The sequence below is a fragment of the Cellvibrio sp. PSBB006 genome, assembly GCF_002162135.1.
In the GTDB taxonomy this organism is placed as follows: Bacteria; Pseudomonadota; Gammaproteobacteria; order Pseudomonadales; family Cellvibrionaceae; genus Cellvibrio.
In genome coordinates this window covers 2,350,017-2,373,281 of the sequence record NZ_CP021382.1, presented here as the reverse complement: position 1 = coordinate 2,373,281, position 23,265 = coordinate 2,350,017, and the positions used below count along the sequence as shown (strand labels likewise).

Here is a 23,265-nt window from a genome sequence, read left to right as displayed (position 1 = left end):
GCGGCCGGTTGGCATGATTTACAACCTTAGTGTCACCGGCGGAAATAAATGGCACTTGACAGATAGCTAAACCGGTCACAGAAGTGACCGGTTTAGCTATCTGAGACAGGATGGTGAGAAGGCGAGCGAAAACGGTTGGGCAGGGACTATTTAAGGATGTGAGCTGTGGACTTGTTGCGCGGAATACCGAGCCGCTGCCGGCGCTCCCAGAGGCACTTACGGCTGACGCCGAGTTTGCGCGCTAACTCCGTTTCGCTCATGGTGTCCTGATGTTCCAGAACAAAGCGCTGGAAATAATCTTCGAGCGATAAATCTTCCGCCGGGTCCTGTGGACCTTTGTGCGGGGCGCGACCGTTGCGGGCTGTTGCGCGATGCTCGCCGAAGGTGGGTTCATCTTCGTCGTCGAACCGCACCAGGTCCAGGTCAATGGACAGCAGCTCATGACCTATTTCTTTTTCGTCCTCACACAATATGACGGCGCGCTGCATGGCGTTTTCCAGTTCACGCACATTACCCGGCCAGGTGTAGGTGGTGATGGCCTGGATAGCTTCCGGTGACAGGCGCAGTAACGGTTTGCCGAACTGGGTGCAGTAACGTTGTAACAGTGACTCCGCAATATTGATGATGTCCTTGCCACGTTCGCGCAGGGGCGGCAGTTCAAGTTGTACGACGTTGATACGGAAGTACAGGTCTTCGCGGAATTTTCCTTCTTTAGCCAGCTTGCGCAAATCGCGGTGGGTGGCGGCGATGAGGCGGACATCCACCTTACGCGATTCCACCGAGCCCAGGGGCCGCACTTCACCTTCCTGTAACACCCGTAACAAACGCGCCTGGGCTTCCAGGGGCAGTTCACCGATCTCATCCAGGAACAGCGTTCCGCCATCTGCAGCGGCGACCAGACCTTCACGGGTGCTGGCGGCGCCGGTAAAGGCACCTTTTTCATGGCCGAAGAGTTCGGATTCAATCAGGGTTTCAGGAATGGCGGCGCAGTTGACCGAGATCATCAGATGGTCTCGGCGCTGGCTTTCCTCGTGGAGGGCACGGGCAACCAGTTCTTTACCGGTACCGGTTTCGCCGTGAATCAATACGGTGGCGGCGGTGGGCGCCACTTTGTGGATGCGGTTGTAGAGGTCATGCATCACATCGCTATTGCCGATCATGCCGGCAATGGCATGGCTGGCCGTTTGGGGCATGGCACCATTGCCACGGCTGTTAGCCTTGGCTTTGCCAATGACGCGCTTGACGGCGGTGACCATTTCGTCGTGATCAAAGGGTTTGGCGATGTAATCCACCGCGCCCATACGCATGGAGTCCACAGCGGAGCGCAGGCTGGCATAGCTGGTCATGATCAGCACAGGAATGTCGCCGGCAAGTTTGATCAGGTCAGTACCCGGCGCGCCAGGGAGGCGCAGGTCGCTGATGATCAGGTCGTAATCCTTGAGTTGGTAACGGGTGGTAGCTTCCTTAACGGAGGGGGCTTCATCGACTTCGTATTGGTTGCGCTCAAGCAGTTTGTGCAGCGCGGTACGAATGATGGTTTCATCTTCAACAATCAGGATTTTGCTCATAGGTCTTCTGTCGCTTAAGTAAACCGTACCCGGTTGAGTGTGGGGCTTATCCTACATCAAAACGGTAACACTTCCACTGGGAAGTGTGTAGGAAATGCACTTTTCGGGTGAAATAGATACGCATCCATGCGCGTAAACAGGGCAATACCCTGTTTAGCCGCTTACAACACCGAATCAATGTGACGCGGTAGCTTGATGGTGAAGCGGGCGCCGCGGTTGTGCACGGTATCGGCAGGACTGGTGATATCGAGATAACCACCATGGTCGTCGACAATGCTGTACACCATGGCCAGGCCAAGACCAGTACCTTCACCGGGTTCCTTGGTGGTGAAAAAGGGTTCAAAGATCTGCTCGATGTGCTCCGGTGCAATGCCGGACCCTTCATCCGTCACCGAGAAGATGATGCTGTATTCGTCTTCATTGCTGTCGAGGGTAACGCGGCCCTGCTCCGGGCTGGCGTCCCGGGCATTGGACAGCAAGTTGATAAATACCTGGATAATCCGTTGGGTGTCACCCGCCACAATGGCGTTGGGGGCGATGTCATTGCTGAACAAGACCTGGTTCTTGTCCTTTTGCAGGGAGAGTAACTGGATGGCTTCATTGGCGCAGTCGCGCAGGATCACCGCCTGAAAGTCACTCTTCTTGTTGTGGCCCGTATGGGAAAACCCGACCAGGGATTGCACGATCCGGCTGACCCGGTCGGTTTGACTGAGTATCTGCTCAGCAGTTTCCAGGATTTCCGGGTTTTCAGATTCATAGCGCAGGTTCTGCGCCAGGCAGGCAATGCCGGTAATAGGGTTGCCAATTTCGTGGGCCACGCCAGCGGCCAGTCTACCCACCGAAGCCAGGCGTTCACTGTGCACCAGTTCCTGTTCCAGCAACTGGGTTTCGGTCACGTCTTCCAGCAGGATCACCTGGTCATAAACCCCGGCGTTGATGGTGCCTTCAATCGCTGCCTTGTGCAGGCTGACCCAGTGGGGACGGCCATTCAGCTCGATTTCGCGCCGGTAATAATGGGTTTCACTGCCGTTGCTGAATTCGGTGAGCAAGCTGCGCCAGGGCTCGGCGATGTCATCGAGGCGTGAGCCGGTAACTTCTTCACCGGGCGTCTCGGTCAGGTCTGCCATGGCCCGGTTCCACATCAGGATCTCCATATCGCGCCCCAGAGAGCACACCGCCATGGGCAGCTCTTCCAGGGTTTTACGGTGATACAAGCGCAGGTTGTTCAGCTCTGCGGCCATCCCGGTGAGATGGTCGCGATATTCGGAGAGGCGGTTTTCCATCAGGTTGATATCGACGGTATCCCGCGCTTCTGCCACCTGATAAGGCAGGTGCTTATCCATAATCTCGCTGGCGACGTGAATCCCCATCAGGCTGGAGAGGTTGCCTTCAATCTGGTCGCGCAGGCGGCGCAAGGCGTAGGGGCGCCGTTCGTTGATACTCAGGTTTAACTCATTGAGGGCAATATCTACTTCGCGGCTGGCGGTCACTTTGCCCAGGGGTTTGGTCAGGCGGGTTTTGAATTCGAGGGCCGAATGCACATCCAGCGCCTGGCGTACGGGATGGCTGAGTTCGTCGGCCGCACACAGGTCAGCACTGTAGTGTTCATCTTCGGTCTGGCGGGTGATCAGCGAGATGATGACAAAGATCAGTGTATTTACCCCGAGCGACACCAGGGTTACATCACTCCAATGCTCAATGCCGACAGGTATCACCACCTCCGTAAAGGGCACCGCGAGGGCTTCTATGTGCCATATCACCGGAACCAGTAAACCCGCCGCCCAGATCAGCGTACCGGCGGCAAGCCCGGCAAGCATGCCGCGCCGGTTGCCTTTGGTCCAGAACATGATCGCGAAGGTGCCTGGCAGGAATTGCAGGGTTTCGATAAAGGCCAGCAGGGCGAGGTTTGTCAGGCTGTAGCGGTTGTCGAGAATCCAGTAAAACAGGTAACCACCGAGGAAGATGGCGCCGATCAGGATGCGGCGCAACCATAACAGCTGGCGGTAGATGTCATGGCGCGCGCGCAAGCGGAAGGTGGGTAGCAGCCAGTGGTTCATCACCATGGTCGCCAGGGCCAGCGTGATGATGATCATGGCGCCGGTTGCGGCGGACAGGCCGCCGAGGAACGCCAACACCGTCAGCCCCGGCGAGTTGAACAAAATGGGCACACCCAGGGTGAAGTATTGCGCGGGTAAGGGCACCGCCAGCTCAAACCCGGCCCACAAAATGGGGAATACCGGTAACGCCATCAACAATAGAAACAGCGGGAACGCCCAGGTCACTGTGTGGGAATTACGCATCAGTGGGTTTTCCGCGAGCCCCAGATGGAAGATATGCGGCATGGTGACCGCCGTCGCGATAAACACCAGCAGCAAGGTATGGGCCGAGCCGTCGCGGATCGGGGTGTGCAGCAGCGCGATATTTTCCGGGTGATCGGCGAGCCATTCGTCCAGGCCCCCCAATCCGTCGAAGATGCCGTACACCGCCACCAATCCCACCGCACAAAGCGCGCACACTTTCAGCAGCGACTCAAATGCCATGGCAGTGATCAGCCCGCGATGTTGTTCGCGGTTGGAGCCGAACAGAATCGTAAACAACGCGAGAATCACGCAGTAGCACAGTGCCATCAGATCCTTGAAGGTCAGGCCCGTGCCCTGTAATGGCAACGAAGGATTGCCGCTGACGGTGAGGATGTGCATGGTGTCCGCGATGGCCTGAATCTGCAGCGCCATCAACGGCAGGATGCCGAGCAACATGCACAGTGTGGTCAGCGCGCCCACGGCATGGCTGTGGTAACGAAATACCAGCAGGTCTGCCAATGAGTGAACCTGGTGGCGCCGCGCCAGTTCCGCCAAGGGCGCCAGTGCGACCGGCGCAAACAGGAATAACGCGCCGGTGCCCAGGTAATAGGCCAGCGCGCCGTAACCATAAGAAAAGGCCAGGTCGATGACCCCGTAAAACGCCCAGGCGCTGGCAAAGATGCCGAGCGACAAAATATAGGTGATGGGATGCGAGGTAATGGAATCCGGAATCCAGCCGCGTTCGGTAATCCAGGCGATACCGAACAGGAGCAGAAGATAACTGATGCCGATCAAGGCAACGTGGCTTAACTCAAACGTCATGGTGGTCGATTCTTTTTGTAGGCTTTCTTCAGTGTGTGTGTATAACTTTTATACCCGGGTCGATGGTCCGGGTTGTATCAATCAATTGATTAATCAGTCTTGCAGGTGGCGTCGGTTGATCGACGGCTTTTTGCGTAACTGGATAACAAACGCAATGACAATAACCAGGGCCCAGATAATGTAAGGCCGGTACCAGGCGCCTTCGGGGTTGATGATCCAGGTAAACAACGTCGGCGAGAAAATATAGGCAATCAGCAACAGCAATATGACAAGGCGTTGATTGGTCATGATGGGTTTCCTGTATTGCCGATGTGTGTGACGTCAGTTGTGGCTGACCCGTTTGTACTTGAGTCATTGCTGCCAGTCTCAGGGTGCCCGGTTGCCTGGTTTCAGGTGGCTCATATGCCAATGTGCCTTACCCCACTCCAGTACGTCGGTCGCGCTGGCTTTTATCAAAGCGAGTGGTGGATTCTGCCCTAAAAACTGCAGTGCATGCCATAAATTGTTGCCCGCGTTTGTGCTGTCCAAAGGCGGAGCCAGATTTTGCTTACTCAGTTTCTGCCCTTGTTCGTTGAGTACCAGAGGTACATGCCCAAATTCGGGAACTGCTGCGCCGAGCAAGCGAAAAAAGAAAATCTGGCGGGCGGTGACCTCTAACAAATCATTGCCGCGAATAATATGCGTCACCTGCTGCGCGATATCGTCCACGACGACGGCTAACTGATAAGCAAATAAATCGTCCTTGCGTTTCAGGATCTGGTCGCCCGCTGTATCGCGCAGATTTTGTCGTTGCTCGCCCTGGATCAGGTCTGCAAAGCACACATCCTGATCCAATGCTGCATAATCCGGGGGCAGGTCATACAGCTTCAATCGCCAGGCATGCGGTTGATCCAGGTCAATGGTCCGGTTTCGGCAGCGGCCATTGTAGATGCCACCCATGGCTTGCAGATCCTGGCGGGTGCAGTTACAGGCGTAGAGCAAATCCTCATTGCGTAAGGTCTCAAGCACTTCTTCATAGGCGGATAAGCGCTGGCTTTGGTAAAGCACCGGGCCATCCCAATGCAACTGGTGCTCGTCGAGGCAACGCAGGATGGCATCCGCCGCGCCGGCCTGTTCGCGCGGTGGATCGAGATCCTCCATGCGGACCAGCCAGCTACCTTTATGCATTCGCGCATGTAAGTAACTCACCAGCGCACTGACCAGTGACCCGAAGTGCAAAGGGCCGGTGGGCGATGGCGCAAAACGCCCAACGTAGGTATCAGGTGGATTTAACGGAGACAGGGTGGCGAGTGAGGTGATCATAAGGCCGGAAATGAGAAGGGAGCCGATAGGCTCCCTTTATGTAAAACATCCACAGTCATCAGCATTAGCCGCCGATTTGCTTCTCTTTGATCTCGTCCAGGGTTTTGCAGTCTACGCACAAGGTGGCGGTGGGACGTGCTTCCAGGCGACGGATACCGATCTCGACGCCGCAGGCATTACAAAAACCATAGTCGTCGTTTTCGATCAGCTCCATGGTGCTGTCGATCTTTTTGATCAGCTTGCGCTCGCGGTCGCGGGTGCGCAATTCGAGGCTGAACTCTTCTTCCTGACTGGCGCGATCGGCAGGATCAGGAAAATTGGCAGCTTCATCTTTCATGTGGCTCATGGTGCGGTCTACTTCTTCCATGAGTTCCATCTTCCAGTTCATCAGGAGCTGTTTGAAATGCTCCTTCTGATTGGCATTCATATACTCTTCGCCTTTTTTCTCCTTGTAAGGAACAAAGGGGCGTAACGCGAAGGTTTCGGTATTCGTTGAGCTTTTCGGCATGATTTTGGCGCCTCGTCTAACTTCCTCAATCCAGCAGATATACGGCACTGGTGCCGCTCAAGCCTGTTGCTGTCGGAGGCGTGCGGTGTTAGAGCAACCGTCCGGGGCCAGCACACAGATTTTTAAGGGAAGGCAAGCTACCAGATAACAAAACTTGGTGCCAGCACTTTTTGGTGGGGTTTCGTAAGTCTTACCAAGCATCCCTTGAAAGATAAAATATAGCCGCTAATTGACAGCGAGGCGGGGCCATTTGTTGCGATTTTGAGACATTCATCGAGTTAATGAAGGAAGTGTTAAGCGATTCGAAACCTTCGGCCAAGCGATGTTATCCTCTCCGGCCGTGCAACAGGCTAATAAATGGAGCGCCGCGTATTCATGTCATCAACAACTCTGGCCGAGCTGTCGCCCTGGCAGGCAGCGGAACTGCTTAAGCGCTACAAACGTTTTATGGTGGATGTCCGCCTCGCCGATGGTCAGGTTATTACCCTGCATTGCCCCAACACCGGCTCCATGCGCAACTGCGTCTTGCCGGCCACCCAATGCTGGTATTCCACCTCCGATAACCCCAAACGCAAATACGCCCATACGCTCGAAGTCGTGACCACGCCCGGCGGGCATCTGGCGGGGGTGAATACCGGGCGTGCCAACACACTGGTACAGATGGCTATTGCGGCGGGCATCATTGATGAGTTGCACGGCTATACGTCTGTGCGTCGCGAAGTGGTATATGGCGAGGAAAAATCGCGGATTGATTTTCTGCTGGAAGGTGCCGCCCACGACCCTCGGCCCTGTTATGTCGAAGTCAAAAGTGTGACCTTGATGGAAGCGCCGGGGCAGGGGTTATTTCCCGATGCCATCAGTGATCGCGGCAGTAAACATCTGCGTGAGCTGATGGCCATGGTGCAACAGGGGTATCGTGCGGTGTTGTTGTTTTGTGTCCAACACACCGGGATCGAATGGGTAGAGCCTGCCGATGGGATTGATCCGGTTTATGGCAAACACCTGCGCGATGCGCTTGCCATGGGGGTCGAGGTGATTGCTTATCAGGCGGATATCAGTCCGGCTACGGCTGACATCACCTTAGTGAAAAAGCTGCCGGTACGGATTGATTGAGAAAATCCTTTTTATTTTTGCGCCAGATAATCTTATTCACGCAAACCCAGGTAACCCTGATCGCACAAATACCGGGTGATGACCGCCACACAGTCCTCTGGTGGCATCTGATCAGTGTGCAGATGAATCTCCGGATTTAGTGGCGGTTCATACGCGGAATCAATGCCGGTGAAGTCAGCAATCTCTCCCGCCCGCGCTCTGCGATAGAGCCCCTTTGGGTCGCGTGTTTCGCATACATCCAGGGGCGCATCGACAAACACTTCAATAAATTCTTCCGGTGCAAACATGTGCCTTACGCCATCGCGCATTTCACGCAAGGGCGAGATAGTCGCCGTCAGCACCATCAATCCTGCCTCGGTACATAATTTTGCCGCCGCGCCGATACGACGAATATTTTCCTGCCGGTCTGCGATAGAAAATCCCAGATCCTTGCACAGGGTTGTGCGGACCTTATCCCCATCCAGCGAAAATGTATGGCAGCCGTAAGTGAACAGGGCGCGTTCGGTCAGTGTGGCCAGCGTTGATTTTCCCGCGCCGCTCAGGCCGGTGAACCACAGCACGCAAGGACGCTGTTGCTTTTGTTGTGAACGTTCATTCTGGGTCGGTGGCGTCATAAAGTTGAGCGTGTATTGAGGTGTAATGTTTATTTGACTGGCAATGTGCTGACAATAAAGCCCATTGTGAAAGTCGCGGTCCGTTTGTGGCTGAGTGTAGCGCAGCTTGTTCTGCTTGTGCGTTTATCGTCGCCAGTAAATTGGTAATTCCGGAATTTTCATCTAGGGTTAAAAAGCTGATCCTACCCGGTCGCGTTTGTTGAAATGTTATCAGGAAGCCTCACGGACGTCTTATGGAAGTGCCAATCGCTTGTAGTTCACATGACCTTGATAAATCGCTGGTGATTTCCTGCGCACAAGTGCCTTGTCATGTTCGTCTGCTAGCGATGCAAGATGAGCTCGCGCAACTGATGCAACAGCCCTGGGTTGATCATGTCAATCGTAAGGATTACTCCGGGGGCTGGGATGTGTTGCCGTTGCGTTGTCAGCGCGTGCATGTCGATGCCCATCCGGTATTGCAAGGATTTGCCATCGCTAACGGTGAGGATTGGCAGGATCTACCGGTGCTGGCGAGGTGTCCTGCAATCAAGGCTTTTCTGCAAACGTTGCGATGCCCGCTAAAATCTGTGCGCCTGATGCGCTTGAAAGCTGGTGCAGAAATTAAACCTCATCGCGATTACGGCTTGAGCCTGGAACACGGTGAAGCGCGCTTGCACCTCTCCTTGCAAACCTCCGACAAAATTCACTTCTATGTCAATCACCAGCGCGTTCCCATGGGCGCGGGGGAGCTTTGGTATATCAACGCTGATCAGGAACATGCGGTGCAAAATCTGGGCGATGAGGATCGTATCAATCTGGTGATTGATTGTGTGGCCAATGATTGGCTGCGTGAGCAGGTAACCCTGGGATGGCATCACGGCAGAGGCCAGAGCCAGCCGGTATGAATATCTTATCTGCCTATCGGGAATTTATCAGCTCGCCAGCGCAACTGGCGCAATGCCGGCAAGCCACCTCCGTCGAACAATTACTGCAACAACTAAAATTGTTGTGGCGTCAGGAAGCATTAACGGATGATCAATTAGTTGGCGAATTAGCCCTGTGTAATCAACAGCTACATGATGTGGATGTGGCGACCTTGAGTGGACATTGGCTACCTTATTGTTATCAGGCAAAAAGTCGCAGCATTCGCTGGTGTTTGCCATCGGGTCATGCCACCGAACCTTTTCACGATCAATACATTGAGCGTTGTCGCGGGCAGTTGTTGAATCAATTGATTACCCCAAAAACCTCAGTAACGCCTTTGATAGCGGGTCAGGTTGCTAGTGCGCCACTGCAACCCGCGGGATTTATTTTTCATCTGTCGCGCTGTGGTTCCACCCTGGTATCGGGGTGCCTTGCTGAATTGGATAACACCTGTGTCTTATCCGAATCGCCTTTACTGACAGAATTGCTGCTCGATGATTCTCTGGATGAAAAAACAAAACAACATTTGCTGCCACAGTTTATCCATTTGCAAAGCGTTACCTCGCCCGGTCGACATAACATCATTATTAAATGGAACGCCTGGGATATATTTTTCTGGCCGCTGATTCGCTCGCTTTACCCGCAGGTGCCGGTTTTGTTTCTGGTGCGCAATCCGGTAGAAATTCTGGCATCACATCAGCGATCAGCGGGGCGGCATATGGCGGGGGATCAATCCATGATGGTTATCAAGCCTATTCATGACGCCGCAAATGCTGCCAGCCTCGATGGGTTTAGGGAAAAAGTATTGCAATCGCTGCTAGGTTCTATGTATCACGCTAAAAATAGTGACGATGTGGTTACCCTGGATTATTCAAGCCTGACGTTGAACAAGATTCTTGAATTGGCCGATTACTTTCAGCTGCATGTCGATGACAATTCGCGATCCGGTATGGCCGCACGCATGACTTTTCATTCAAAATTTCCCGGCCAGACATTCCAGCCTGATGACCGGCATAAGCGGGATTTTTATCGCTCGCATCAATTTCCAATGCCCAATACGGAGTTGCTGACGCTCTACCGAAATGTAGTCTATTCCGACACCTTATCTCTGGCGGAGATATATTGATGCTGGAGCATATCACCTTATTTGAAGACCTGAAGTACCGGCTTGCAACACAAGAGGACGATGTATTTCTGGAGCAACTTTTTCGGTACACGCGCAACGATCTCTATCAGTTGCCGATGTCCAGGGAATTCATCGACAAGCTGGTTGCTCAACAATACCAATTGCAACAAGCCTCATATCGACAGCAGGCGCCAGATGCCAAAATTTATGTGATCGAATCAAGGCAATTGGCTATCGGCAAGATCATGCTGCATTTCGATGTTTCTTCTATCCACATTGTGGACTTCTCCATTCTGCCGGAAAAACGAGGACAGGGGTTTGGGACGCGTGTATTGCAGTCTGTACAGAATCTAGCCCGGCAACAGAATCACAAGATCAGGCTATCGGTAGATCATATGAACTTGCCAGCAAAGAAATTATATCTGTCGCAAGGTTTTGTGATTGCCGGGGCTAATGAAACGCACGACACGATGGTTTGGGCCGCTGCCTGACATTGGGGGCTGTTATGGCGTGTAATGCTATTTTAAATTGGCGCAGGCTAAGCTGTTGATTCGGTAAATTTAACGTGATTATTTTGATGGGCGTGGTCGATTGCAGTTTGTCATAAAAATGACGAATTACTGCGAGGGGAAAGATAGCGAGCCAAATGTGTCAGTAAAATTTTCTTTTTGCTGGCGCATCCTGGCTGGAACTTCGCGAAATACCTTCTACAGTTACAGCAACGATTGCATCATGCTTGGATGACATCAGTGAATAGTAACCGCGGGATCGATTCAGAAAGATAATTACAACTAAAACAGTTTCACAGGTGGTTGCATATTTAATGCTATCTGCCAACCCACTCAGATCGGGAATTAATTTGCTGGTTACGAAATTGCTCCGATTTGGAAACAACCTCAGTTAAGGAGAAAAGAAATGAGTGATCCATTCTTGGGAGAAATCCGCATGGTAGGCTTCCAGTTTGCCCCTCGTGGTTGGGCGTTTTGCGATGGGCGCATACTACCCATCGCGCAAAACAGTGCATTGTTCTCACTGCTCGGTACTATGTATGGGGGGAATGGGCAGACTACTTTCGCCTTGCCGGATTTCCGTGGTCGCAGCCCTGTAGGTATGGGAGCTGGCCCGGGTCTGAGTACTATCACGCAAGGTGAACAAGCGGGTTTAGAGAGGACGACCCTGAATATTCAACAGATGCCCAGCCATACTCATATAGCGACTGGTACGGCTGCAATTTCTGTCGGTGGTACACCAGCGAATCCTGTTATTGCTCCAACCGCAACGAATAATGTTCTTGGTGGATCGGTTGGCGGATCGGCTGGTGCTGCTGCCATCTGGTCAAATCAATTGACTGATCCTATTCCGTTGGGCAACGAGGCCGGCGTGACTGTTGCTGTGCAAAATACAGGTGGTAGCCAACCCGTTGATCTACGCAATCCCTTTCTGGGAACCAATTTTATCATTGCATTGGAAGGTATTTTTCCAGCGCGCAATTAGTTTGAGGCGCGATAAGGAGGCGCAACGGACGCGCCATCTTCAAACGCAGGGCAGAACATTTTATCGATGAGACATTATCTTGCCTGATACACAAAAATTTCATTTTATCTCCGGTTTGCCGCGTTCAGGCTCCACTTTGCTGGCGGCACTGTTGCGGCAGAACCCGCGTTTCTACGCTGGTATGACCAGCCCTGTCGGTGGGTTGTTTGGTGGCCTGTTGAATCAATTCAGTGCGGGTAGTGAATACGGCCCGATGATTACGCAAGCTCAGCGACGGCGTTTACTGAAAGGGCTTTTTGAAAGTTATTACGCTGACGAAAAAGATAGAGACATTATCTTTGATACCAATCGCATGTGGTCTGCCAAGATGCCTGCGCTGATGGATTTGTATCCTCAGGCCAAAGTGATTGCGTGTGTGCGCAATGTTGCCTGGATCATGGATAGCATCGAAAAAATTTATCGCGCCAATCCTTTTGAAAATACCAAACTGTATAACGATGACATAGAGCGCAATACGGTTTACAGCCGGGTTGAGACGCTCGCACAACGCAATCGCCTGGTGGGCTTTGCCTGGGCTGCGTTGAAGGATGCCTATTATGGCCAGCATGCAAAATCATTATTACTCATTGAATACGATCTGCTCGCTGAAGCGCCGGAAAAAGTGATGCGCCTGGTTTACGAGTTTTTAGGCGAGCCGTGGTACGAGCACGATTTCAATAATGTTCAATACGATGCGCCGGAGTTTGATCAGGCGCTGGGGCTGGATGGTTTGCATCGGGTTCGTACAAAGGTGGCTGCCCAACATCGCAAAACCATTTTACCTCCCGATTTATTCAATCAGTACGCCAGCCTGAGCTTTTGGAATGAAGATACTCCCAGTGAAGCGAATGTTATTCGGGTGAAAAATTCGCCACCTGTAGCTTAAAACGCAAACGAAATTTTAAAAAATATATTCAATCGTTCATAACGATTACCGAGGAAGCATCATGTCGTGGATCACTCTCCCTAAGGCCGGCCCAGCTCAAGCCTCTAACCGTAGCACCCATAAGCTTGATTCGCTCAATATGTTGTGCGGTGCAGCCTTGGCGACAGCGGTCCAATGCGCTTATGCAAGCCCACAGCAAGCACGGTTTGCCTTGCCTGCTACCCATGCATCCATTGCTGTGGCAACCACAGCCGCGCAGATGAAGCAGGTTGTGGTATTTGTGGATAGTCGGGTTGAAAGCCGTGATGTGCTGCTGGCAAATATTGCGCCGGGGGCAGAGGTTATTCAGCTGAATCTCCATGAAAATGGCTTGATACAAATCGCTAACCATTTAAAGCATCATCACAATATTGCCGAGATGCACATTATTTCTCATGGTGAAGCGGGCGCTTTATTGTTGGGTGAAAATGTTATTTCCCACTCTGATTTGGAGAGTTACGCCAACGAATTGCAAGTCATCAAGAATGCCGTAACGGCAGGTGGCGACATTCATCTATGGGGCTGTGAAGTGGGTGCGGGCGAAAAAGGCCAGGCATTTTTATCACGCCTGTCGACCGCCACCGGGGCAGACATAGCAGCATCTGCTGACTTGACTGGCGGTATAGCCAAAGGTGGTAACTGGGAGCTGGAAATTGCGACCGGTCATATCAGCCAGAGCGATGTCCTGGATACCGCCACGCTTAATGAATACGACCATGTGCTGGTGACTAGCAGCGTTAACTCGGTTGCTCAGCTTAAGGCGGCGATTGCCACCGGTAATGCCGATGGTGTTGATGATGAGATCACGCTGACCGGCAATATCACCTTCGCATCAGCAGTCGACACAATTTCCATCAACGTCACCGATGGTCAAACCATGAGGATTGTCGGTGATGGCTTTACCTTGAATGGCAATAACCTGGCACGCGTGCTAAGTGTTGCCACGAGTGGTGCAGGCTCTGAAGTTGCTATCGATAACCTTACGATTACCAATGGCCTGATTGTCGGTAACGGTGCCAACGAAGGTGCCGATGCAAGCGATAGCTTGGGCGCGGGGGTTTTCAACAGCGGTGTGCTGACCATTACCAACAGTACCATCACCGCCAACAAAGCGTCAGGCGGCGGCGGTGGTGGCGGTGATTTCGGCGGTAACTACAGTGGTGGCGGTGGTGGCGGTGGTGGCTTTGGCTCAACACTGGGCGGTACCGGAGGTGCAAGTCCTGGTGCTGGAACGCCAGTAACGCCACCCTCGGGTATTACCGGTGGTAATGGGGCTGGTTCAACCTCGTATGCGGGTGGTAGAGGCGGTAATGCCAGTGGTGGTATAGGTGGCAGCTATAATGGCGGGGGGTCCACTCCCGGTTACACGCTAGGTGGGACTGGCGCCACCGCGAGTAATGGCAGTATCAGCATTGGCGGCGGTGGTGGCGGCATGGGAACCTCTGGTGCTGGTGGGCGCGGTGGTGCTGCAATAGGGGGTATTTACAATGCCAGCACCGGCATCCTTACCATTACGGGCTCCAGTATCACCAATAACCTTGGGGCTGGTGGTGGTGGTGGTGGTGGGGTTGCATCCGGTCAGGCGAGTTATTATTCCCGTACCGGCGACGGTGGCAATGGCGGTCCCGGTGTGGGTGGTATCTGGAACGCAGGCGGTACTGCCCGGATGGACAGCTCAACCTTCACCAGCCTTGCTACGGGTAACGTTGGCTCGGGAGGTTCCGGCGGCTATGCGAGTACAGGTGGCAGCAGCGGATCTAGCGGATTGGCCACTTCAGACCTGGTTACAACGGGTGGTGGTGATACCGACACCAGTTACAGCCCGACGCCGCTTGTTTCCGATGGCAATATTTCGATATCTGGTGCCACCGGCACCGGTGGCGCCTACAAAATTGGCGACACCGTCACGGCGACCTGGAACAACACAGCGGGCGGTGACAATAACGCAGGCGTTACTGACGTAACGGTGGATTTCACGGCATTTGGCGGTGGTGCTGCCGTCGTCGCAACCAATAGCAGCGATACCTGGACAGCGACCTACACCATTGTGTCCGGTGCCATTGATAACACCAGTCTCAATGTCAGCGTTACCGCTACCAATGCTGAAGGGCCGACGACTACGGCCGATACGAGCGATGCCACAGTAGATAACGTAGCGCCTACAGTGACCGATGCGAGCATCAGTATTTCCGGCGCGACAGGTACCGGCGGTGCTTACAAAATCGGCGATACCATTACGGCAACCTGGAACAATACTGGTGGAGGCGACAACAATTCTGACACCATCAGTGGAGCCACCGTCGACTTTAGTGCATTTGGCGGTGGGGCTGCTGTAGCAGCGAGCAATAGCGCAGGTTCCTGGACGGCAACTTACACCATTACGGCGGGTGCCATTGACGCCACCAATCGCAATATCTCTTTCAGTGCGACGGACAACGCTGGAAACACCACGACCACTGCGGACACGACAAATGCAACGGTTGACAGCATTGCTCCTACGGTGACCAATGCCAATATCAGCATTTCCGGCGGAACCGGGTCGGGCGGAACCTACATTATTGGTGATACGGTAACAGCAACCTGGAACAACACCAACGCCGGTGGTGGTGATAACAATAGCGATACCATCAGCAGCGTTACGGTTGATTTCACCCAGTTTGGCGGAGGTGCCGCAGTTGCCGCCACGAACAGCTCGAATACCTGGACTGCCACCTACACTATCCTCCCTGGTGTTATTGAAGCCGGTGGGCGTAATGTGTCGGTCACCGCTAGCGATAACGCAGGCAACACCACCACACAAGCTGACACCAGCAACGCTCCTGTTGACAATTCTGCACCAACGGTAGCGAGTGTCAGCGCTCCGGCCAATGGCACCTATATTATCGGGCAAAATCTCGACTTCCAGGTTACCATCGCCGGGCTCAGTGATGTAGTTGTGGGCGCAGGCGGCACGCCACGTATCGCACTAACCATTGGTGCCTCTACTCGTTACGCCTCTTATACCTTCGGTTCTTCCTCACCTTGGTTAAACTTCAGTTACACCGTTCAAGCCGGTGATCTGGATGCCAATGGTATTGCAGTAGCGGGAATAATCGACGCCGACGGTAGCACATTGCGAGATGGCTCCGGCAATAGTATGAACCTGACGCTCAACTCGATCGCCAGTACCGCAGCGGTTCTGGTGGATGGCGTAGCGCCAACGATCAGCAGCGTCGATGTCCCTGCGAATGGCACCTACACGACTGGCCAAACCTTAAGTTTCACGGTTAACACCACAGAAAACGTCACGGTGACTGGCACGCCTAACTTGCCATTAACCATTGGCGCCACTCCCCGAGAGGCGGAATTCGTCTCCGGGTCTGGCGGTACAGAATTGGTTTTTTCCTACACCATACAAGCAGGTGATAGCGATGCTGACGGTATTGCCATTGGCGCCGCCCTTGCGTTGAATGGCGGCACGATGGGTGATGCCGCTGGCAATGACTTAACACTCTTGCTCAACTCACCAGGTGATACATCGGGCGTGCTTGTTGATGCTGTGGCACCCACCCTGCAAACCCTCAGTCCTGCGGATAATGCCGCCACAGTTGCGGCTAACGCCAATTTCGTCATGACCTTCAGCGAAGACATCGCGCTGGGCGCAGGCGATATCACCATTTACGATTCACTGAACACGCCGGTCGCGACCATTGACGTGGCTTCCCATGGTGGTCAGTTGAGCATCACGGACAACGAGCTGACGATCAATCCGACGGCAGACTTGAGCGAGAGCACCAGCTATTACATCCTGGTGGACAATGGTGCAGTGACCGATCTGGCGGGTATTGCCTATGCCGGTATCGCAGATAATACCACCTGGAATTTCACTGTGGCTGATGTGACACCACCGACGGTAACGTCTATCGATGTCAGCGGTTCACCCTCGGCCAACGCAGCGTCGATTCAATTTACCGTGACCTTCGATGAAGTCCCCGCGAATATTTCCCCGAGTGACTTTACACTGACGCCGAGTGGCGCGGGCGTATCAGGTAATATCGCCAGCAACTCCCCGGTGAACGTCAACACCGTCACCGTGACCATCGATCAGATTACCGGCACCGGTACCCTGCGCCTGGATGTGAACGCCAACTCTGGTATCACGGATGCCTTGGGCAACGGCGATGGCACCAATGGTTTTGTACCTGCGTTTACCGGTGGTGAACTCCATACGGTAGATCGGGAAGCCCCCGCTATACCTACTGGCCTCGCGCTGGATGCCGCATCGGACACTGGCACGCCTGGAGACGCCGTCACCAATGACAGCACGCCTATTATCAACGGTACGGCGGATGCGAATGTCACGATAGAGATCACCTCTGACGTAGACGGTGTGCTCGGCACTACCACATCCGACGGTAGCGGGGACTGGAGCTTCACGCCCGGATCGGCGATGACGGAAGGCATCCACAATCTGACCGCAACGGCGGCTGATGCGGCGGATAACGAAAGTGCAGCCTCAGACGTGCTGGCCATAGAAGTTGATACCGCAGCACCGACGGCCAGCATTGTGGTTGCTGATACGGCCTTTGCCTGGGGTGAAACCTCATCGGTAACCATCACTTTCAACGAAGCTATCACCGATTTTACCAACGACGATCTCACCATTGGCAACGGCACGCTGACTGACGTCACTACCCTAGATACTGGCGTGACTTGGACCGCTACCTTTACCCCAGCGACCGACACGACCGCCGCCACCAATGTCATCAGCCTGGATCTGACAGGTGTCACGGATGTTGCTGGTAATGCGGGTGCAGGCAACGAGGATTCCAACAACTACGCCATGGACACCCTGCGTCCGACCGCAACCATTGTGGTGGCAGATGCGGAATTACTGGCGGGTGAAACATCGCTGGTGACGATCACCTTTAATGAAGCGGTCAGCGGTCTTGCAGGCAACGATCTTACGGTGACCAACGGCAGCGTTGATACGCTTGCATCCGTTGATGGCGGTATCACCTGGACCACGACCTTTACGCCAGATCCGGATATTTACGAACTGGATAACATCATCAGCCTCGACAATACCGGCGTGGTTGACGCCGCCGGCAACACCGGCAGCGGCACCACCGACTCCAACGAGTTCACGATCAGAACCCAGGCGCTAACGCTGCTGGTCACCAGTAACCTCGACACTGGCGATGATGAAACCACAGCCGCTACCCTGGTTGATGATGAAGCCGATGGTAACGGTTTGAGCCTGCGTGAAGCCTTGTTCTGGGCACGTAGCAACGGCGACACCATTACCTTTGATCTGGATAGCGGCACAGGCGGTAACCAGGGCGGCACCATTGCCCTTAATGGCGCTCATCTGGTCGTTAATCAAAACAACCTCACCATTAATGGCGATCTTGATGACGACGGCAGCCCGGATGTCACCCTCTCTGGCGGTAACCTCAGCTTGGTGATGTCAATTGCCATGAATACCAGTGATGTTGAACTCATCGGTCTGACGCTGACAGAGGGTAGTGGAGGCGGCCTCCAAATAATTTCAAACGCCAGCGTCACTGTGCGCGATGCGCATATCACCGACAACTCCGGCGGTGGCTTTGGGGACAGTGGCGGCGGTATCTTTGGCAATGGCAGCCTGATCGTCATCAACAGCACCGTAAGCAATAACGTCAATGCGTCCTCTGGTGGCGGTATCAGTATCAACGGCGGTGTATTGCATGTGATCAACAGCACGATCAGCAATAACCTTACTACTGGCACGGAAGTGACGGGGGGCGGGATCAGATACACCGGTCCCGATTTGTTGCTGGTGAACACCACGATCAGCGGTAACCAGGCAGATGATTCACAAGCTGAAGGTGGCGGCCTGAGCATTACCAGCGGCAGTTTTGCTGCTGTCTATAACTCCACCATCGTTGGCAACGCGTCGACAAACGTGGGCGGCGGCGTGCTTGCTGATGGCACTAACGATATCTTCGTGAACACCGTGATTGCCGGTAATACTGCCGGTGCCGGCGCAACCGCTGCGGTTGGCGGCTCGCCCCTGGCAACCGGTGGTGCAGCCAGCGATGTCATCGGCACGATAGAAGTGGCCACCAACAGCGTCTTCGGCACCAACACGGCTATCACGACCGACACCAACAGCCTGAACAACCAGGGCACCCTCAATCTGCTGCTCGGCGACCTTGCCGATAACGGCGGTATTGTCATGACCCACTTGCCTATGAATGGCAGCGCGCTATCGGATGCAGGCAGCACCGCTGCGTTGCCCGTCGATACCTACGACCTGGATGGCGACACCAATGTAGCTGAGGCCTTGCCGGTCGATGCGCTCGGCGCCAGCCGGGTGTCTGGCGCGGCGGTGGATATCGGTGCGGTGGAAGGTAACCGCGCACCGGTACTTCTGGATTTGAGTGGTGGTAACACCTACATCGAAGATGGCGTCGCGGTGGTGATGGATAACGATGTCACCGTCACTGACGATGAACTGGATGGGTTGAATGGCGGCAACGGCAACTACAGTGGTGCATCTCTGACCATCCTGCGCAATGGCGGCGTTGACGCCTCTGACACCTTCGGCTTTATGGACGGCAGCGGCATGAGTCTGGTGGCAGGCGAGATCATCAAAAACGGCCAGGTGATCGCCACCTTTGATACGGCGACCGCTGGCCAGTTGGTGGTGACTTACACCGATGCCAATGGCGAAGTACCCGAACGTTCCGACGTTAACGCCATGATGCAGCAGATCACCTACGCCAACACGTCAAATGACCCGGATACCAGTGTGGTACTGGATTGGACGTTTGCGGATGAAACGGGTGCTCCGGATACTGAAACCGCGTCGGTCACCATCAGCCTGAAAAACGACGCGCCGGTAGTAACAGCCACCGGTGGCACCCCGACCTTTACCGAAGGCGGCACTGCAGTAGATCTGTTCAGTGCTGTCAGCATTAGTCCGGTGGAAGCCGCGCAAAGCATCATCAGCCTGCAACTCACCGTGACCGGTGCTAACAACGGTAGCGATGAAATTCTGGCAATTGACGGCTCCGATGTCGCGCTGACCCAGGGCAATGCGCTGGTGACTGCCACCAATGGGCTGGATGTCACGGTGGCTGTGGCGGGCACGACGGCAACCGTCACGCTGAGCCATGCCACCGGCATTACCGGCGCGGCCGCGCAGGCGGTGGTTGATGGTATGACCTATCGCAATACCAGCGAGAATCCGAATCCGCTCAGTCGAGTAGTGACCCTGAGCAGTGTTCAGGATAACGGTGGTGTGGCGAATGGCGGCGCTGATACAACCTCCCTGTCGATTGCGGCAACCGTAACCATCAGCGCAGTCAATAATGCACCGACCATCTCCGGCACCCCGGCGACCGTCACCGACCAGAACGCGCCTTACAGCTTTACGCCGTCAGCGGCGGATGTTGATAGCGATACGCTGATCTTCAGCATCGCTAACCAGCCAGCCTGGGCGAGCTTCGATGACGAAACCGGAACCTTGAGCGGTGTGCCATCACAAGCCAATGTGGGTGTGACCAGCAATATCGTGATCACCGTCAGTGATGGTGATATGAGCACCAACTTGCCGGCGTTCAACCTGACAGTTATGGATGTGAACGATGCGCCGATGATCAGCGGTATGCCGAGCACCAGTCTGGATCAGGACACGGCCTACCTCTTCACGCCGACGGCCAGTGATCTCGATGGTGACGACCTGACCTTCAGTATTGCCAATCAACCGGCCTGGGCCAGCTTTGATCCGGCGACAGGAGCCCTGGCCGGCACGCCAGACGTAGATGATGTTGGCGTTTACGCGAATATCGTGATCACCGTCAGCGATGGCGCGCTCACCACTGACTTGCCGAGCTTCAGTATCGAAGTGTTGGCGACGAATGTGGCACCGGAGATCAGCGGTACACCGCCATTGACGGCCTACGTGGGCGCCGCTTACAGCTTCACGCCAACAGCATCCGATGCTGATGACGACGAGCTGACCTTCAGCGCGATCGGCTTGCCGACCTGGTTGACCCTGGATACCGCAACCGGTCAGTTGAGCGGTACACCGGCGGCTGTCGATGCAGAAATGTCCTACAACATTGCACTCTCGGTCAGCGATGGCATAGAAACCGCGACCTTGCCGGTGTTCAGCCTGAGCGTGGAATACGATGGTGCCGAACCGGTAGTGACACCGCCGGAAGACATCACTATCAACGCGATTGGTTTGTATACACCGATTACCCTGCGGCAATTGCTGAGTTTGCCACCGGGTACCAGCGCCGCTGCGGTGCAGGAAGCCTTGGGCGATCTGGCCAGCGACAGTACCGGTGGTGAGGATTGCTGTGTTACTGAACCGCAAGGCTTGTTGGCCAACCTGATCCTGTTGCCGCCTGGCCGTCACGAGATTGTCTGGCGTGCGACCAACCCGGATGGCTTGACCGGTGAAGCGGTACAAGTGGTGAATGTGCGTCCGCGTGTGGCCTTTGGTAAACACCAGGTCGCCGTGGAAGACACCAGTGTGCAGGTGCGGGTGATACTCAATGGCCGCTCACCTTTCTATCCGCTGGAAGTGCCTTATGTGATCGATCCGGCGAGTACCGCACTCCTGGGCATCGACCATGACGCAATGGACGGCAGCGTAACCTTCACCGAAGGGCAGACGGAAGTGTCATTTACTGTGAACCTGCTTGCAGGCGGCACAGCGGGCGATACCCGTTTGATCATCCGCCTGGATGACAGCTCACCGCGCAGCCATGAGCCTATCCCGAACTACGATCCGGCGAACCCGGATATTCGGGACATCAACGCCGGCGCGGCGGATCAGCACTTCATCAATATCGTTGACGGCAATGTGATACCCAAGGTGAGCCTGCTGATGAACCAGTCCGGTGCCGACACCATCCTGGTGGGTGCGGGTAGTGGTCCGGTGACCGCGACCGCCGTGGTGACTGACCCCAATCCGGGTGATACCCACAGCTTCAATTGGACCGGAACCGACAGCCGCCTGAGCGATACCGATGGTAGTGCAACCAACAACACCTTTGTGTTTGATCCTGCCGGTCAGGTCGGGCTACGCAAACTGGAAGTGGTAACCACGGACTCTGCCGGTGGCGTGGATACGAGCCACTTGCACTTCCTTATCTTGCCGTCCTTGCCAACGCTGGATGCGGGCACCGACACGGACGAAGACGGTGTGGATGATCTGACCGAAGGCACCTCGGACACCAACAGCAACGGTATCCCGGATTATCTGGACAATATGCCGTCCAGCAACGTCCTGCCACAGGTGATCATCAGCACCACGTCTTACCTGATCGAGTGTGATCCGGGCGTGCTCTGTGGTATCGGCCAGTTTGCCCTGGGTGGTGACTCCGGTGGTGTCCAGATCCTGAACGATGAACTGGGTGTTACCGAAGGTCTGGTGGCTGATGAAGACTTCGAACCGGCGGGTGGCATCTTCGACTTTGTGATCAGAGATTTGCCTACCGCTGGTCAGAGCGTGCGTATCGTTATCCCGCAACAGGCGCCGATTCCGGCCAATGCGGTTTACCGGAAATTCCAGCAGGGCGAATGGGTGAACTTCATCGAAAATGCCGATAACACCCTGCATTCCGCACCCGGTAACCCAGGTTACTGTCCGCCGCCGGGCGACGACACCTGGGCGCCCGGTCTGGTGGAAGGCTACCTGTGTGTGCAGTTGAACATCCAGGACGGCGGCCCCAACGATGCGGACGGTGTGGTTAACTCCGCTATCGCCGATCCGGGTGCGGTCAGTTCGGCCAAACCGGTGGCGCCACCACCGCCACCGCCTCCACCACCGGCTACCTCGATAGACAGTAAAGGCAAGGGCGGTGGTGCGCTGGATTGGACATGGATTTTATTGGGAGGAGTGTTGCTGGTGTTAAGACGTTACGGATCAAAGAAACCGGCGGTGTTATTGCTGGTGGTGGCGCTCTTCTCGGGCGCCAGCCAGGCCCAGGCGGAAGCAGGTGATACCTACCTGCGCCTGAATGTGTACCAGGCAGAAGGTGATCAAAGCGCGGACGATTTCAGCAGCGCTATGGCTGGCGACGGCATGGCAGTTAGCCTGCGTGAATACGATGAATCACGTGTTGCCTACCGGTTGAGCGTCGGCTATCAATGGACGGAAGCCACTTCTGTGGAGCTTGGTTACCTGGACCTGGGTGATGTCACCGTCAACTTTGATACTACCGCCACCGATATGGCGGCCCTGACGCGCGCACTGGAAGAACACTATCCCATGAGCGCCGATGGCTTCACGCTTTCACACCGCTTCGGTCACCACTTCACCTCCGGCTTAAGCCTGTCCGGTGAAGTCGGGATCTTTATGTGGGACGGCAAGATTGATGTCGACGGCGCGGCGATTAATCCCGACCTTGGCAGTGGGATAGACCCGCTGCTGGGGGTGCAACTGGATTATCGCCTGGCAGAGCCGGTAAGTGTGGGGCTCGGGTATCAGCGGATTTTCTTTGATGGTCAGGCTGTGGACTTGATGGGCGTTTCCGGGATCTGGCATTTCTAACTCACTAATAGATCGAA

13 protein-coding genes are annotated in these 23,265 nt (G+C 54.8%); 7 read left to right on the top strand and 6 right to left on the bottom strand.

Going from position 1 to position 23,265, the window contains the following annotated elements:
- Positions 1-146 precede the first annotated feature (146 nt).
- The 5 genes from CBR65_RS09860 to dksA all read right to left on the bottom strand — a co-directional run bounded on the left by CBR65_RS09860 (position 147) and on the right by dksA (position 6,500).
- Positions 147-1,568 carry a sigma-54 dependent transcriptional regulator gene (locus tag CBR65_RS09860; RefSeq protein WP_087466692.1) on the bottom strand — a complete coding sequence of 474 codons (1,422 nt, stop codon included), beginning with the start codon at positions 1,566-1,568 and terminating at the stop codon, positions 147-149.
- A 161-nt stretch (positions 1,569-1,729) separates the two neighbouring features.
- Entirely contained in the window at positions 1,730-4,690 is a 2,961-nt protein-coding gene (locus CBR65_RS09855; protein WP_087466691.1) for an ATP-binding protein, read from the bottom strand.
- 93 nt (positions 4,691-4,783) lie between these two features.
- Positions 4,784-4,978 carry a hypothetical protein gene (locus CBR65_RS09850; protein ID WP_087466690.1) on the bottom strand — a complete coding sequence of 65 codons (195 nt, stop codon included), beginning with the start codon at positions 4,976-4,978 and terminating at the stop codon, positions 4,784-4,786.
- Positions 4,979-5,056: 78 nt separating this feature from the next.
- On the bottom strand, positions 5,057-5,992 hold the full coding sequence (gluQRS, locus tag CBR65_RS09845) for a tRNA glutamyl-Q(34) synthetase GluQRS (protein ID WP_087466689.1): 936 nt from the start codon (positions 5,990-5,992) through the stop codon (positions 5,057-5,059).
- 64 nt (positions 5,993-6,056) lie between these two features.
- Entirely contained in the window at positions 6,057-6,500 is a 444-nt protein-coding gene (dksA, locus tag CBR65_RS09840) for an RNA polymerase-binding protein DksA (protein WP_087466688.1), read from the bottom strand.
- A gap of 375 nt (positions 6,501-6,875) precedes the next feature.
- Here dksA and sfsA point away from each other — a divergent pair, with 375 nt between their 5' ends.
- Positions 6,876-7,613, top strand: a complete 738-nt coding sequence (sfsA, locus tag CBR65_RS09835) for a DNA/RNA nuclease SfsA (RefSeq protein ID WP_087469007.1) — start codon at positions 6,876-6,878, stop codon at positions 7,611-7,613.
- A 32-nt stretch (positions 7,614-7,645) separates the two neighbouring features.
- On the opposite strand, the gene cysC is transcribed toward sfsA, so the two are convergent.
- On the bottom strand, positions 7,646-8,227 hold the full coding sequence (cysC, locus tag CBR65_RS09830) for an adenylyl-sulfate kinase (protein WP_087466687.1): 582 nt from the start codon (positions 8,225-8,227) through the stop codon (positions 7,646-7,648).
- A gap of 233 nt (positions 8,228-8,460) precedes the next feature.
- On the opposite strand from cysC, the gene CBR65_RS09825 reads away from it, so the two are divergent.
- From CBR65_RS09825 to CBR65_RS09795, 6 genes are all read left to right on the top strand, one after another.
- Complete coding sequence (locus CBR65_RS09825; RefSeq protein ID WP_087466686.1) at positions 8,461-9,111, top strand: aspartyl/asparaginyl beta-hydroxylase domain-containing protein; 651 nt, start codon at positions 8,461-8,463, stop codon at positions 9,109-9,111.
- Positions 9,108-10,256: a hypothetical protein gene (locus tag CBR65_RS09820; protein WP_087466685.1), complete on the top strand. Its 1,149-nt coding sequence runs from the start codon at positions 9,108-9,110 to the stop codon at positions 10,254-10,256. The genes CBR65_RS09825 and CBR65_RS09820 overlap by 4 nt, the downstream gene beginning before the upstream one ends.
- A complete protein-coding gene (locus CBR65_RS09815) occupies positions 10,256-10,747 on the top strand; it encodes a GNAT family N-acetyltransferase (protein ID WP_087466684.1) in 492 nt (163 codons plus the stop codon). The genes CBR65_RS09820 and CBR65_RS09815 overlap by 1 nt, the downstream gene beginning before the upstream one ends.
- Before the next feature lie 424 nt (positions 10,748-11,171).
- Positions 11,172-11,750 (top strand): phage tail protein, encoded by a 579-nt coding sequence (locus CBR65_RS09805; RefSeq protein WP_087466682.1) that lies wholly within the window; start codon positions 11,172-11,174, stop codon positions 11,748-11,750.
- Positions 11,751-11,829: 79 nt separating this feature from the next.
- Positions 11,830-12,675, top strand: a complete 846-nt coding sequence (locus CBR65_RS09800; protein ID WP_087466681.1) for a sulfotransferase — start codon at positions 11,830-11,832, stop codon at positions 12,673-12,675.
- A 61-nt stretch (positions 12,676-12,736) separates the two neighbouring features.
- A complete protein-coding gene (locus tag CBR65_RS09795; RefSeq protein WP_087466680.1) occupies positions 12,737-23,248 on the top strand; it encodes an Ig-like domain-containing protein in 10,512 nt (3,503 codons plus the stop codon).
- Positions 23,249-23,265: the final 17 nt, after the last annotated feature.

Bases quoted from the DNA above. Each gene is read 5' to 3' on its own strand.
- CBR65_RS09860 (WP_087466692.1), bottom strand. From the start codon at position 1,568: ATGAGCAAAATCCTGATTGTTGAAGATGAAACCATCATTCGTACCGCG.
- CBR65_RS09855 (WP_087466691.1), bottom strand. From the start codon at position 4,690: ATGACGTTTGAGTTAAGCCACGTTGCCTTGATCGGCATCAGTTATCTT.
- CBR65_RS09850 (WP_087466690.1), bottom strand. From the start codon at position 4,978: ATGACCAATCAACGCCTTGTCATATTGCTGTTGCTGATTGCCTATATT.
- gluQRS (WP_087466689.1), bottom strand. From the start codon at position 5,992: ATGATCACCTCACTCGCCACCCTGTCTCCGTTAAATCCACCTGATACC.
- dksA (WP_087466688.1), bottom strand. From the start codon at position 6,500: ATGCCGAAAAGCTCAACGAATACCGAAACCTTCGCGTTACGCCCCTTT.
- sfsA (WP_087469007.1), top strand. From the start codon at position 6,876: ATGTCATCAACAACTCTGGCCGAGCTGTCGCCCTGGCAGGCAGCGGAA.
- cysC (WP_087466687.1), bottom strand. From the start codon at position 8,227: ATGACGCCACCGACCCAGAATGAACGTTCACAACAAAAGCAACAGCGT.
- CBR65_RS09825 (WP_087466686.1), top strand. From the start codon at position 8,461: ATGGAAGTGCCAATCGCTTGTAGTTCACATGACCTTGATAAATCGCTG.
- CBR65_RS09820 (WP_087466685.1), top strand. From the start codon at position 9,108: ATGAATATCTTATCTGCCTATCGGGAATTTATCAGCTCGCCAGCGCAA.
- CBR65_RS09815 (WP_087466684.1), top strand. From the start codon at position 10,256: ATGCTGGAGCATATCACCTTATTTGAAGACCTGAAGTACCGGCTTGCA.
- CBR65_RS09805 (WP_087466682.1), top strand. From the start codon at position 11,172: ATGAGTGATCCATTCTTGGGAGAAATCCGCATGGTAGGCTTCCAGTTT.
- CBR65_RS09795 (WP_087466680.1), top strand. From the start codon at position 12,737: ATGTCGTGGATCACTCTCCCTAAGGCCGGCCCAGCTCAAGCCTCTAAC.